Source organism: Bradyrhizobium sp. i1.15.2 (assembly GCF_040548425.1).
Lineage (GTDB): Bacteria > Pseudomonadota > Alphaproteobacteria > Rhizobiales > Xanthobacteraceae > Bradyrhizobium > Bradyrhizobium canariense.
Genome location: NZ_JBEPRQ010000001.1, coordinates 556887 through 570373 on the forward strand (window position 1 = coordinate 556887; position 13487 = coordinate 570373).

Annotated in this window: 13 protein-coding genes; 9 read left to right on the forward strand and 4 right to left on the reverse strand. The window is 64.6% G+C overall.

From position 1 onward, the window contains the following. Positions 1-2: 2 nt before the first annotated feature. From ABIB80_RS02685 to ABIB80_RS02715, 7 genes are all read left to right on the forward strand, one after another. A complete protein-coding gene (locus ABIB80_RS02685; RefSeq protein WP_007597984.1) occupies positions 3-737 on the forward strand; it encodes a response regulator in 735 nt (244 codons plus the stop codon). A 409-nt stretch (positions 738-1146) separates the two neighbouring features. Continuing rightward, entirely contained in the window at positions 1147-1758 is a 612-nt protein-coding gene (locus ABIB80_RS02690) for a sigma-70 family RNA polymerase sigma factor (RefSeq protein WP_018456005.1), read from the forward strand. Between the two features lie 454 nt (positions 1759-2212). Beyond that, positions 2213-2911 (forward strand): cytochrome c biogenesis CcdA family protein, encoded by a 699-nt coding sequence (locus tag ABIB80_RS02695; protein WP_354127043.1) that lies wholly within the window; start codon positions 2213-2215, stop codon positions 2909-2911. 31 nt (positions 2912-2942) lie between these two features. Then, entirely contained in the window at positions 2943-3506 is a 564-nt protein-coding gene (locus tag ABIB80_RS02700) for a thioredoxin family protein (RefSeq protein WP_354127044.1), read from the forward strand. A gap of 84 nt (positions 3507-3590) precedes the next feature. Continuing rightward, entirely contained in the window at positions 3591-4565 is a 975-nt protein-coding gene (locus ABIB80_RS02705) for a hypothetical protein (RefSeq protein WP_354127045.1), read from the forward strand. A gap of 387 nt (positions 4566-4952) precedes the next feature. Next, positions 4953-5546 (forward strand): L,D-transpeptidase, encoded by a 594-nt coding sequence (locus tag ABIB80_RS02710; RefSeq protein WP_007597994.1) that lies wholly within the window; start codon positions 4953-4955, stop codon positions 5544-5546. A gap of 54 nt (positions 5547-5600) precedes the next feature. After that, a complete protein-coding gene (locus ABIB80_RS02715; protein WP_354127112.1) occupies positions 5601-6638 on the forward strand; it encodes an amino acid ABC transporter substrate-binding protein in 1038 nt (345 codons plus the stop codon). A gap of 281 nt (positions 6639-6919) precedes the next feature. On the opposite strand, the gene ABIB80_RS02720 is transcribed toward ABIB80_RS02715, so the two are convergent. Together ABIB80_RS02720 and ABIB80_RS02725 are read right to left on the reverse strand one after the other, a co-directional pair. Further along, positions 6920-8059: an acyl-CoA dehydrogenase family protein gene (locus tag ABIB80_RS02720; RefSeq protein WP_354127046.1), complete on the reverse strand. Its 1140-nt coding sequence runs from the start codon at positions 8057-8059 to the stop codon at positions 6920-6922. Between the two features lie 146 nt (positions 8060-8205). Next, positions 8206-9420: an acyl-CoA dehydrogenase family protein gene (locus ABIB80_RS02725; protein WP_007597997.1), complete on the reverse strand. Its 1215-nt coding sequence runs from the start codon at positions 9418-9420 to the stop codon at positions 8206-8208. A 136-nt stretch (positions 9421-9556) separates the two neighbouring features. Between ABIB80_RS02725 and ABIB80_RS02730 the strand changes: the two genes are divergently transcribed. Both ABIB80_RS02730 and ABIB80_RS02735 read left to right on the forward strand, forming a co-directional pair. After that, on the forward strand, positions 9557-10102 hold the full coding sequence (locus ABIB80_RS02730; protein WP_007597998.1) for a carboxymuconolactone decarboxylase family protein: 546 nt from the start codon (positions 9557-9559) through the stop codon (positions 10100-10102). A 91-nt stretch (positions 10103-10193) separates the two neighbouring features. Next, positions 10194-10688 carry a VOC family protein gene (locus ABIB80_RS02735; protein ID WP_219678950.1) on the forward strand — a complete coding sequence of 165 codons (495 nt, stop codon included), beginning with the start codon at positions 10194-10196 and terminating at the stop codon, positions 10686-10688. A 127-nt stretch (positions 10689-10815) separates the two neighbouring features. Here ABIB80_RS02735 and ABIB80_RS02740 read toward each other — a convergent pair whose 3' ends face one another. Together ABIB80_RS02740 and ABIB80_RS02745 are read right to left on the reverse strand one after the other, a co-directional pair. Further along, entirely contained in the window at positions 10816-12051 is a 1236-nt protein-coding gene (locus ABIB80_RS02740) for an MFS transporter (RefSeq protein ID WP_007598001.1), read from the reverse strand. Positions 12052-12225: 174 nt separating this feature from the next. Beyond that, a complete protein-coding gene (locus ABIB80_RS02745; RefSeq protein WP_354127047.1) occupies positions 12226-13473 on the reverse strand; it encodes an MFS transporter in 1248 nt (415 codons plus the stop codon). Between the last annotated feature and the right edge of the window lie 14 nt (positions 13474-13487).

Sequence of the window (13487 nt, forward strand, 5' to 3'; positions counted from 1 at the left end):
CCATGACCCAAAGCCAGCACATCATGATCGTCGACGACGAGGCCCCGGCCCGGGAGATGGTCGGCGATTACCTCAAGATGCACGGCTTCACCGTGACGCTGTGCGACGGCGGCAAGTCCTTGCGCACGGCGATCGACGGCAGCATGCCCGACCTCGTCGTGCTCGACCTCAACATGCCGGAGGAAGACGGGCTCTCGATCATCCGCGACCTCAAGAGCCGCATCAACGTGCCGGTGATCATGCTGACGGCGACGGCGAGCCCGATCGACCGCGTCGTCGGCCTCGAGCTCGGCGCGGACGATTACGTGGCCAAGCCGTGCGAGCTGCGTGAGCTGATGGCGCGCATCCGCTCGGTGCTGCGCCGGAGCGCGCCGGCGAAAGCGGTGGCGGAAACGGCGGCTGCGAAATCGGACAAGGAGCAATTGGTACGGTTCGGGACGAAGTGGCTCGATCTCGAAGCGCAGGCCTTGCGCGACGACGAGGGCAACGAGCACCCGCTGACCGCATCCGAGTTCGGGCTCTTGAAAGTGTTCGCGGCCAATCCGAAACGCGTGCTGTCGCGCGAGCGCCTGCTGGAATTGGCCAACGCGCGCGATGCCGAAGCCTTCGACCGCGCCGTCGACCTGCGCATCATGCGCATCCGCCGCAAGATCGAGCCCGATCCGGCAAAGCCCGCCGTGATCCGCACCATCCGCGGCGGCGGCTATTTGTTCTCGCCGGCGGGCGAGAAGGCGTAGCGGCCCCATCGTCGTCCTGGCGAAAGCCAGGACCCATTACCCCGACGGCTAATTTGGCACACGGCTGGTGATCGCCAGTCGTCGCAAAACGTCTCCCTGGGGTAATGGGTCCTGGATCGGCGCTCGCTTTGCTCCCTTGTCCAGGACGACACGGGAGCGCGAACGCAAAAGCCCGAAATACGTTCCCGGCGCCTCCGCTTGTCGCCTCATCCCCACCCCGTATTTTCCGTACATTGAAATTCCACGCTTTTTTGCCCCGAATGTTTCGTCGCGACTAATCCGACGAAACAATTTGGCGGCGCACGAAACCATTTTCCCCTTTTCGTGCAGACGTCCCGAAACGTTGGCTCATTAACACTTTGGTCGAAGGAAACGCCGCTCGGTTGCGGCGCTACGGGGAGCCAAGTCAATGCCGAACGTGATCGCCATCAACGCCCAAGCCAGCCAGAGCATCATTGCCGCTCAGGCGACCTCGGACGACATGCTTCTCGAAAGCATTGCCGACGGCAACCGGACGTCCATGCACATCCTTTATTGCCGGCACAATGTGCGCGTCTACCGCTTCATCCTGCGGATCGTGCGCGACGCCACCACGGCGGAAGACCTCGTCAGCCAGGTGTTTCTGGACGTGTGGCGGACCGCTGGCCAATTCCAGGGCCGGTCGCAGGTTTCGACCTGGCTGCTCTCGATCGCCCGCTTCAAGGCGCTGACCGCGATGCGCCAGCGTCGCTTCGAGGACATCGACCAGGAAGACGTGCGCCAGATCGCCGATGGTTGCGACACGCCGGAGACCTCGCTCGACCGCAGCGACACCAGCGCCATCCTGCGCGCCTGCGTTCAGAAGCTGTCACCCGCGCATCGGGAAATCATCACTCTGGTCTACTATCATGAGAAGTCGGTGGAGGAGGTCGGACAGATCATCGGCATCCCGCAGAGCACGGTGAAGACCCGGATGTTCTATGCCCGCAAGCAACTCGCCGAATTGCTCAAGGGCTGTGGCGTCGAGCGCTTCGCCGCCTGAAGTTCAGATATTTCAATGGGATAGGACATCTGTTTTGGCCCTGTCCCGGACACGGAAGTGTTACCGCCGACGAAACAATTGAAACAAAGCACAACATCAGGCGGAAAAACTTCCCTCCTATAAAGCTCACATACGGTTTCGTTAAACCTCCCAAGACCTCCAACGACCCGGACGGGATGCCCCCCTCCGGGTCGTTTTGTGTTTGGGGGTCTGTGGGGCGATAGAGCTGACCGCGGGGACGGTGCACCTCTCCCGCTTGCGGCGGGTGGGGGCTCTCTCCTCTTGGGGAGTCTCGCTCGCGGAGAGAGCCCCCACCCCAACCCTCCCCCACAAGGGGGGAGGGAACGCACCGCCGCCCTTGGCCGGCACCTCCTCCGTCACGAGCACGTGACACTCGTAACAATCCGCCCATCACCGCCGAACCATCCTCGTGACCCCCATCACGAGTGCCCTGATGCTCGAACTTCTCTTCGCTGTCCTCGCCGGCATCCTCACCATCGCCGCGCCCTGCACGCTGCCGATGCTGCCGATCCTGCTTGGCGCCTCGATCGGCCGCAGCTCGCATTTGCGGCCCGCGATGATCGCGCTCGGCTTCGTCGTGTCGTTCTCCGCGACCGCGCTGCTGCTCGGCGCCATCACGCGGCTGTTTGCTTTCGATCCGAACGTGCTGCGCGAGGCGGCATCGATCCTGCTGCTCGGCTTCGGCCTGTTGATGCTGTGGCCGGCGCCGTTCGAATGGCTGTCGATCCGGCTCAACGGCTGGCTCGATCTCGGCAATTCCGGCGCCACGCAGCGCGAGGGTGCGCTCGGCGGGCTCGTGCTCGGCACCACGCTTGGCCTGGTCTGGACGCCCTGCGCCGGCCCGGTGCTCGGCTCGATCCTGACGCTGGTCGCGACGACGAAGAATTTTGGCTGGGCCGGCACGCTGCTGATCGCCTACGCGATCGGCGCGGCGATCCCGATGCTGGCGATTGCCTATGGCGGGCAGGCCGCGACGACGCGGGTGCGCAGCCTCGCGCGCATGTCGCCGCGGCTGCAGCAGGGCTTTGGCGTCGTCGTGATCGGCTTCGCGCTCGCCGCCTATTTCCAATACGACACGCTGATCGTGGCGTGGCTCACCGGCTTCTATCCCACCGGCCAGATCGGCCTGTGATCATCGCGCATCTCAACCGGAGGACTCGTCCATGACTTTCAAACTGCTCGCCGTCTCCGCCGCACTGATCGGCATCGCCGTAACAGGCGCTGTCATCCCCGGCATCTGCGGCGAGGCCGCGCGCGCTGTCCCTGTCGTCACCGCTGCCGCAAGCCAGCAGACTGCGCCCGACTTCACCGGCATCAACAACTGGTTCAACTCGAAGCCGCTCAGCCTCGCCGACCTCCGCGGCAAGGTCGTGCTGGTGGACTTCTGGACCTATGGCTGCGTCAACTGCGTCAACACGCTGCCGCACGTCACCGAGCTCTACGCCAAGTTCAAGGACCGGGGTCTCGTCGTGGTGGGCGTGCACACGCCGGAATTCCCGTTCGAGCGCTCGGCCTCCAATGTCCAGGCGGCGCTGAAGCGGCACGGCATCACCTATCCGGTGGCGCAGGACAATGATTCCAGGACCTGGAACGCCTACAGCAACCAGTATTGGCCGGCGCAGTACATCATCGACCAGAACGGCAAGATCGTGTTCCAGCACGCGGGCGAGGGCCGCTATGACGAGATCGACCGCACCGTGGCAAAGCTGCTGAACGCCAATAGCTAACACCCGGCGCGGGTCTCGCCGTTGTTGCTTGACTCCACGGACCCGTCCGTGGAGTTTCGCGGGCCACGTAATCAGCCGCCCGCGATGGACGACGCCACCAGCAGCACTGACATTCGCCTTCGTGAAGGCGCCTCGATCGCGCAGCGGCTGGTCATGTCCGGCTTTGCGGCTGCCGTTGCGCTGTGCTTCACGCCGGGCCTGTTCACGCACGACCCCCTGGAGGTGATCATCTCCGTGGTCGCGCTGCTGGTGGGAGCAGCGTTCGTCGGAATCATCATGCTGGCGCCGGCGGTGGTGTGGATCATCACGCCAGACGAGATCCTGATCGGGGAGCAGCGCCCGTTCGGAAAACTCCGGACGCGGATCGTCGCCAAGGACGACATCAAGGGATTACAGGTTCCCGGCAGCAAGAGGGCGAAAGCCCGCTTCCAGCTCGCCTTCACGCTGGCCTCCGGTGAGCGGCTGACATCGCCGCCGATCGCCGATGTCACCCACGTGCACGAGACGGTGGCGCGGATCGCCACGCAATTCGACGTTCCCGAGGTCGAGTCTCCGGTCAATCCTCTCGATGCCAGCAATCCCGAGATGCGCCTCGGCGACCCCCTCGAGCCGTTTTCCGCAAGAGACATCAGGATCGTCGCACTGATCGTCGTCGCATTGTGCGCCGTTCCCTACGCCTACAGGCTCTGGCGTGGCCTGTCGCCCGGGCCGGTGGACATCATGCTGCTGCCGGTCGGCGCGATCGCCGCTATCGGCGTTTATCGATATGCCAACCTTGTGACCGGCGCCTTCTGGATCATCCGCCAGGGCGATATCCGCGTCGAACGCCTGTGGGGCGACGGCACGCTGCGCGCCGACCACATCGAGGGGCGCGACGTGAAGTCGATCACGGTCGAGCGCCGCGGCCGCTCCGAGGACGAGCACTGCATCGTCGTGATCCGATTGCAGTCGGGACGACGGTTTCGCAGCCCTCGCATCGGGTCAAGGCCAGAGGCCCGGGCCGTGGGGACGGAGATCGTCCGGCGGCTCGGGATCGCGCCGGAGAACAACCAGATCTAGCTGGGATCCAGTGCGATTGGCGAAGTTTGATCTCGCCGCGAATTCGGTCTGAGCCTCTCCCGCCTGCGGGAGAGGTCGGCGCGTCCGGGCGATGCGAAGCATCGTCCCGCGCGACGGGTGAGGGTTCTCTCCACGTTGGGAGTGCCCCATTGCAGAGACACCCTCTCCCCGACCCTCCCCCGCAGGCAGGCGGGGGAGGGAGCACATCGTGCCCAGCTCACTGCTTTTCGCGCCATCCCCTGTTTGTGGCATTGCCGGCGGTCCGTCAAAAAACCAAAGCATTCTCGTGACATGCCAGCCGGGCGCGCCATCAACTTGCCATGAAGCTGCCGCTGGGTTCAGATGGTTCCGAACGATATTTGCTGTGGCAGTGGGGGAGAGCTTGAAATGACGGATTTTCGTCGCCTGACCGGGATGTTTGTGGCTGCGATCGGCCTGATCCTGTCCGCGCCCCATGCCTACGCCCAGCAGCCCGACCGCGGCGACGAGCCGGGCCTGGTCGCCGACGATGCCTATGAGCTCGATCCGGAATGGCAGAAGCAGGTCGTCTACTTCCGCACCACTGAAGCGCCCGGCACCCTCATCATCTCGACCGCCGAACGGCATCTCTATCTGGTGCAGCCCGGTGGTCGCGCGATCCGCTACGGCATCGGCGTCGGCCGCGATGGTTTTCAGTGGCAAGGGCTGGTGAACATCACCAACAAGAAGGAGTGGCCGGACTGGACGCCGCCGCCGGAGATGATCCAGCGCCAGCCCTATCTGCCGCGCTTCATGGCCGGCGGCCCCGGCAATCCGCTCGGCGCACGCGCCATGTATCTGGGCACCACGGTCTACCGCATCCACGGCACCAATCGGCCCGACACGATCGGCACCAAGGTCTCCTCGGGCTGCTTCCGGCTCGTCAACCGCGACGTCGCCGATCTCTACGATCGCGTCCCGGTCGGCACCAAGGTGGTCATCCGGCAGAAGCCCGAACTCTGATCTCCTCGCCCTGGCGAATATTCCTTTTCCCGATTATTTCGAGAGAGCAACATGATGCGCACTTTTCGTGGCGGCCTGCTGATCGGGCTCGCAGTCGCCGTGCTGGTCGCCGTCCTGGCCATCATCTATGAATTCTACGACACCCGCACGCTGAAGCGCACCGTCCGCCGTGGCGAGGTGCTGTGCGGCGTCAACAAGGGCCTGCCGGGCTTCTCGATCCCTGACGACAAGGGCAACTGGACCGGCTTCGACGTCGATTTCTGCCGCGCGGTGGCCTCCGCGATCTTCAACGACCCGAGCAAGGCGAAGTTCGTCGCGCTCGATGCCAGCGAGCGCTTCAAGGAATTGCAGAGCCGGAAAGTGGACATCCTCTCGCGCAACTCGACCTGGAGCATGGCGCGCGAGCTCGACTACGATCTCTATTTCCCCGCGGTCGCCTATTACGACGGCGCAGGCTTCATGCTGCCGCGCGCGCGCAACAAGGAAACCGCGCTGGACCTGACCGGCAGCAAGGTCTGCGTCCAGACCGGGACCACCACGGCGCTCAACGTCGCGGATTACTTCCGTGCCAACAACATGAAGTATGAAGAGGTGAAGTTCGACAAGCTGGACGACGTCGTGAAAGCCTACGACACCGGCAAATGCGACACGCTCTCCGCCGACGTCTCCCAGCTCTACGCACTGCGGATCAACCTGTCGAAGCCCGGCGACAGCATGATCCTGCCGGACATGATCTCAAAGGAGCCGCTTGCGCCCGTCGTGCGCCAGCGCGACGACGACTGGATGATGATCGTGAAGTGGACGCTGTACGCGATGATCAACGCCGAGGAGCTCGGCGTCTCCTCGGAGAACATCGACGAGGCCCTGAAGTCGAAGAAGCCGGAAGTGATGCGGCTGGTCGGCACCGAGGGCAATTACGGCGAGCAGCTCGGCCTCACCAAGGATTGGGTCGTCCGAATCATCCGCAACGTCGGCAATTACGGCGAGATGTACGAGCGCAACGTCGGCGAGAAGTCCAAGCTGAAGATCCCGCGCGGGATGAACCAGCTGTGGAATGCGGGCGGCGTGCAGTATGCCCCGCCGGTGCGGTAAGACGGTCTAACCACCGTCATTGCGAGCGTAGCGAAGCAATCCAGAATCCCTCCGCGGTGACAGTCTGGATTGCTTCGTCCCAAGTGCTCCTCGCAATGACGAGCTTGGGGCGGGCGCGCTATCCACAATCTCAACTGTCGTCGCCCGGCTTGACCGGGCGATCCAGTATTCCAGAGACGGTTGCGATCAATCGAGAAGCCGCGGCGTACTGGGTCGCCCGGTCAAGCCGGGCGACGACACCGCCTGTGAGGCGACGCCCTGGACCTCACACCCGTCTCGCCTCAATACCCCCGCGCCCTCGCCAGCTGCTCGGTGTGGTAGTTCGCATCGCCGAACAATTCCTCGCACACGCGCGCGCGCTTCATGAAGAAGCCGATGTCGAACTGGTCGGTCATGCCCATGCCGCCATGCATCTGCACGCCTTCCTGCACCGCGCGCGTGGCGGTGGTGCCGGCGCGGGCTTTTGCCACTGCGACGCTTGACGCCGCCTTGGCGACGTCCGTATCGAGCGCTTGCAGCGCCTTCATCACGGCGGCGCGGGTGATCTCGATGTCGACATAGAGTTCGGCGGCGCGGTGCTGCAGCGCCTGGAATTCGCCGATCAACTTGCCGAACTGCTTGCGGCTCTTGAGGTACTCGACGGTGCGGTTGAACACTTCTTCGCTCAAGCCGACCATTTCGGAGGCCACCGCGCCGCGCCCGATATCGAGCACGCCGTCGAGCAGAGCGGCGCCCTGGTCGATCTCGCCCAGCACGCTGTCGGCATCGACCTCGACATTGGCAAGCTCGATCCGCGCCGCATTGTGCGCGTCGACCATGATGGTGCGTTCGATCGCAACGCCCTTGGCCGCAGGGCTCACCAGGAACAGCGTCAGCCCCTCGCGTTCGCCGGCCGAGCCGGCGGTGCGTGCCGCGACAATGAGAAGGTCGGCAACGTGACCGTCGACGACGAGCGCCTTGGCGCCGGAGAGCCTGAAGCCGTTGCCGGCGCGTACGGCCTGGAGGCTGGTCTGAAACGGGCGATGCTTTGCGCCCTCGTCGATCGCGAGCGTCGCCAGCAGGGAGCCGTTGGAGATCTTCGGCAGATATTCCGACTTCTGCGCGGCATTGCCGCCACGGTTCAGCGCCGAGGCCGCGACCACGCTGGTGGCGAGGAAGGGCGACGGCATCAGCGTGCGGCCGATCTCCTCCATCACCACGCCGGCCTCGACATAGCCGAGGCCGCTGCCGCCGAACTCTTCCGGCACCAGCAAGCCGGCAAAGCCCATCTCGGCGAAGGAATGCCAAAACTCCCTGGAAAAGCCGGTGGGGTCCTTGCTGTCGCGCAGATGCCGCAAATGCGACACCGGCGCCTTGTCGCTGATCAACCCGCGCGCGCTGTCGCGGAGCATCGATTGTTCTTCGGTGAGGACGAGGGCCATGACGGGCTCCAACAAAATGAGGTTCGACTGAATTCGGTGGTTGAACCTCATGGTGAGGAGGCGCAAAGCGCCGTCTCGAACCATGCAGGCCCCACTCATCCTTCGAGACGCGGCCTGACGGCCGCTCCTCAGGATGAGGACTTTTGCTAGGCCCCCGGCAAATCCAAAATGCGCTTGGCGACGATGCCGAGCATGACCTCGGTCGTGCCGCCCTCGATTGAGTTGGCCTTGGTGCGCAGCCAGGCGCGCGGACGGGCGCCTTGCCTGGAGCGCTCGCTCTCCCATTCCAGCGCATCGACACCGCCGGCCGACATCAGGATCTCGTAACGGCGCTTGTTGAGCTCGGTGCCGTAATATTTCATTGCCGACGAGAACGCCGGATGCGCCTGCCCCGCCTTGGCGAGATCGACCGCGCGTTCGGCGCAGGCTGCAAGGGCGGCTTCATCGACGTCGAAGCTGGCGATCCGGCCGCGCAGCATGGAATCGTCGAGCCGTCCCAGCGCATCGGTGCCGATGGAATCGGCCGCGATCTGGCCTAGCGGACGGCCGACGCCGCGCTCGCCCATGCCTGATATCATCGCGCGCTCATGCTGGAGCAGATATTTCGCGACGTCCCAGCCGCGATTGACGGTGCCGACCACATGCGATTTCGGCACGCGGACATTGTCGAAGAACGTCTCGCAGAACGGCGAGTAGCCGGAGATCAGCAGGATCGGCTTGGTCGAGACGCCCTTCGAGGCCATGTCGAACAGGATGAAGCTGATGCCGTCATGCTTCTTCGCGGCGGGATCGGTGCGGACGAGGCAGAAGATCCAGTCGGCGTAATTGGCATAGGACGTCCAGATCTTCGACCCAGTGATCACGAAATCGTCGCCGTCGCTCTCGGCGCGGGTCTGCAGCGAGGCAAGATCGGAGCCGGCGTTCGGCTCGGAATAGCCCTGGCACCAGCGGATCAGGCCCCCTGCGATTTTCGGCAGGTGCTCTTTCTTCTGCGCGTCGTTGCCGTATTTCAGCAGCGCCGGCCCGAGCATCCAGATGCCAAAACTCGACAGCGGCGGGCGCGCTCCGATTCGTCCCATCTCCGCACGCAGCACCTTGTGCTCGGCGGCGCTCAGGCCACCGCCGCCGTACTCCTTCGGCCAATCGGGTACGGTCCAGCCCTTGTCGCGCATGCGCTCGAACCAGATGCGCTGCGGCTCGGACGAGAATTTTGCGTTACGTCCGCCCCAGAACACGTCGGCGTCGGACGTTGCGGGCTTGCGCATCTCCGGCGGGCAATTGGCTTCCAACCAGGCGCGCGTTTCGCTGCGGAATGTTTCGAGATCGGCGGTCTCAGTCTCGCTGGCCCTGGAGTCAGTCATGGGTCGTTTCCATCATTCAAAATCGGCTTGTTGGGCACGACTCTGGGCCAAGCTCCCGCGGAATTCAACCACTTCCGTGTCACGCATCCGCTATAGTCGCGGCCACGGCGAGCTTGAAAACAAAGAGGAAACAACAATGCGCCTGAAGCTTCTTTCGCCTGGCGAAATGAACGAGAGCCAGCGGCAGACCTATGACGAGTCGATTGCCGGCAAGCGCGGCAAGCCGCCGGCACCGATGATGGCGTGGCTGAACAGTCCCGACATGGCCCGTCATGCCACGCGGCTCGGCGAGGTCCTGCGCTACGACACGATATTCCCCGCAAAACTTTCGGAGATCGCGATCCTGGTGACGGCGCGGCACTGGACCGCGCATTACGAATGGTACGCGCACAAGCGCCTCGCGCTTGCCGGCGGCATGGACCCCGACATCATCGACGCGATCCGCGACCGCCGCACGCCTGTCTTCGACGATCCCAAGGGCAAGATGATCTACGACGTCGCGAAGTCGCTGCATGAGGGCCATGGCGTCGAGAAGGGTCTCTATGATGAGGCGGTAAAGCTGCTCGGCGAGCGCGGCGTGGTCGAGGTGATTGGTCTCTGCGGCTATTACACGCTGGTGTCGATGACGCTGAACACGTTCGAGTTCGAGCTGCCGGAGGGCGAGGCGCGGGAGCTGTCGTAAGTTGCCTATCCGGAAACGCTGGGTTTCGGGATAGGTCAGTAGCACTGTTCCGAGCCCGGGCTTATGTGGAGTCCATCAACGGAGCAGCCGCATGTCGCAGAACCAAGCCGTCGCCGCCGGCACCAGGATCGGCCACGTCCATCTCAAAGTCGCCGATCTCGATCGCGCGCTCGGCTTCTATTGCGGCGTGCTCGGTTTCGAGCTGATGCAGCGCATGGGCTCGGGCGCGGCCTTCATCTCGGCCGGCGGCTATCACCACCACATCGGGCTCAACACCTGGGAGAGCAAGGGCGGCTCGCCGCCACCGCCAGGCACGACCGGGCTCTATCACACCGCGATCCTCTATCCGACCCGGCCCGCGCTGGCGGATGCGCTGCACCGCGTGCTCTCGGCCGGCATTGCGCTCGACGGGGCGAGCGACCATGGCGTGTCCGAAGCGCTGTATTTGCGCGATCCGGACCAGAACGGCGTGGAGCTGTATTGGGACAAGCCGCGGGAGCAATGGCCGTTCGGGCCGGATGGCAAGCTCGCGATGTTTACGAAGCGGCTGGATGTGGACGGGCTGCTGAAGCAGCGGGAGGCTTAAACTCAACTCTCTCCTCGTCATTGCGAGGAGCGAAGCGACGAAGCAATCCAGAATCTTTCCGCCGTAGCAGTCTAGATTGCTTCGCTGCGCTCGCAATGACGGAGGATGTTGAAGCGACGCCGCGCCTCTACGCAGTCGTCGCATGCGGCTTCCCCCGCACCATGATCAGCGCCGCCGCTACCAGCTCCAGCGCAATACACAAATAGAACGGCAGCTCATAGCCACCGGAGAAATCGCGCAGAAAACCGACCACGCCGGGGCCGAATGCATAAGTCACCTGGTTGATCGCGGTGTTGAGGCTGATCAGCACGCCGAACGAGGCGGAATCGAATTCCTGCTGCACGATCAGCGACGGCAGCGTGATGAGATTGCCGACCGAGAAGCCGAACAATGCGCAGGCGGCGATCAGCACGTAATCATTGTGCAAATTGATGACGACGAGAAGCGCGACGGCCTGGCTCAGGAACGACAGCGCCGAGGCAAGCCGCTGATTGAGGCGGTCGATCACCAGCGAGAACAGCACCCGGCCGATCACCGCCATCGCGGTCAGCACCGCAACCGCGACGGCCGCGCGCTCGCGCCCGATCACGGGATCGAGGAACGAGATCAGGTGGACGATGAAGCCGACCTGCGCGAACAGCACCAAAGCAAAGGCAATTGTCACCGTGAGGAAGCCGACATCGCGCAACGCCTGGCTGCGAATCTGCGCCGACGATTGCGGTTTCGTTTTCGTCGCGGCGCGCCGGCCATGGAGATCGGGCGGGCGGCCGACGACAACCAGGATCACCGGCACGAGCAACGCCAGCATGGCGCCGGCGACGATAAACATCGCGCTGGCGAAGCCGACATGGCCGATCAACGTCACCAGCAGCGGCACGCCGACGATGCCGCCGAAGCTTGCGCCGTTCAGCGCGAGACTGATGGCCATACCGCGCTTGTGGTCGAACCACAGGCTGATCGTGTTGGTGATCATGGCCAGACTCGTGCCGGCCCAGCCGAAGGCGAGCACGGCGTTCGCGAGATAAAGCTGCCACGGCTCACGCACCGCGCCGATCGCGACCGCCGCGGCGGACATCGCCAGCGTCCCCGCGATCAGGCCGAGGCGCGGGCCGTATGTGTTGACGGCCTCGCCGACGAAGACGACGAGCAGCGCGCCGAACAGATAGAAGAACGTGGTGCCGGACGAGATCAGCGAGGCCGACCAGCCGTGCGCGCGCTGGAGCTCGGCGACATAGACGCTCTGGCCGTAGAAGCCGAGCCCCCAGCCGAAGGTCGCGAGCAGGAAGCAGACCGCAACGATGCGCCAGCCTTCGTAGCGGAGAGAGGACTCGTCGATCGTGGGATGTTGAGGATTGTCGAGCATGCCGCTTACTCCGTCATGCCCGGACTTGTTCCGAGCATCCTCGTTCTTCGATCCGGGCGCCCAAGACGTGGATGGCCGGGACAAGCCCGGCCATGATGACATCTAAGCAACTCGCCCCGGAAATCACTTCGGCCTGGATCGAACTATCAACGCTGCTGACAGCCTCCCGCCATCTCAGATCGCGTCCGGAAACTCGCCCATGGCCGCGTCCAGCCGCGCCTTGCGGCGGCGGGTCCAGGACGCCAGCGAGAGCACGGCGAGCCCGAGCAGCACCGGCGGGAACACCACCATGTTCACCGCGGACCAGCCGTAACTGGCGAGCAATTGGCCGGACGAGAACGAGCCGATCGCCATCATGCCGAACACCAGGAAATCGTTGAAGGCCTGCACCTTGTTGCGCTCCTGCGGCCGGTGCGTCTCCAGCACCAGCGCGGAGGCGCCGATGAAGGAGAAATTCCAACCGATGCCGAGCATGATCAGCGTGGCCCAGAAATGCATCGCGGTGATGCCGGACAGGCCGATGCCGGCCGCGCCGGCCTCCAGCAGCAGGCCGGCGGCAACAACCTTCCGCGCGCCGAAGCGGGCGATCAGCGCACCCGTGAAGAAGCTCGGCCCGTACATGGCGACGATGTGCCATTGAATGCCGAAATTGGAATCGGAAACGCTCAAGCCGCACAGCTTCATGGCGAGCGGCGCCGAGGTCATCACCAGATTCATCATGGGGTAGGAGATGACGCCGCACAGCGCCGCCGCGATGAAGCGCGGCTGGGTCACGATCTCGAGCAGCGGCCGCCCGCCGTGAAGATCGGCCGGTGCCGGCTTCGGCATGTCGACCCCGGCGACGATGCCCATCGCGATGAGCGCGACAGCCGCCTGGACCAGGAAGCTGAAGGCGAACAGATAGGGCTGCCAGACATCCATGGTCCATTGCACGAGCTGTGGACCGAGCACGCCGGCGAACACGCCGCCCGCCATCACCCAGGACACCGCCTTGGGCCGGTACGCCGCGCTGGCGCCGTCGGCGGCAGCGAAGCGGTAGGACTGCGCCACCGCGCCGTAGAGGCCGCCGAGAAAAGTCGCCAGACAGAACAACGGAAACGAAGCGTGCAGGATCGCGAAGCAGCCGAGCAGACCGGTCAGCGCGCCCACACCGGTGCCGACGATGAAAGCGACGCGGCGGCCGAAGCGGCGCGAGATCGCGCCGGTCGGCAGCGTGCCGGCGGCGAGGCCGAGCACATACATCGAGATCGGCACGGTTGCGAACGAGACGTCGGGCGCGAGCGTCGCGCCGACGATCGCGCCGGTTGCGAAGATCACCGCCGAGTTGGCGCCGGTCAGCGCCTGCGCGGCGGCAAGGCGCACCACATTGGCACGCACGCGGGCGTCGGCGGCGATCTCATTGGCTGCAGTCACATCCAGCATCGGCATTTCCGCCC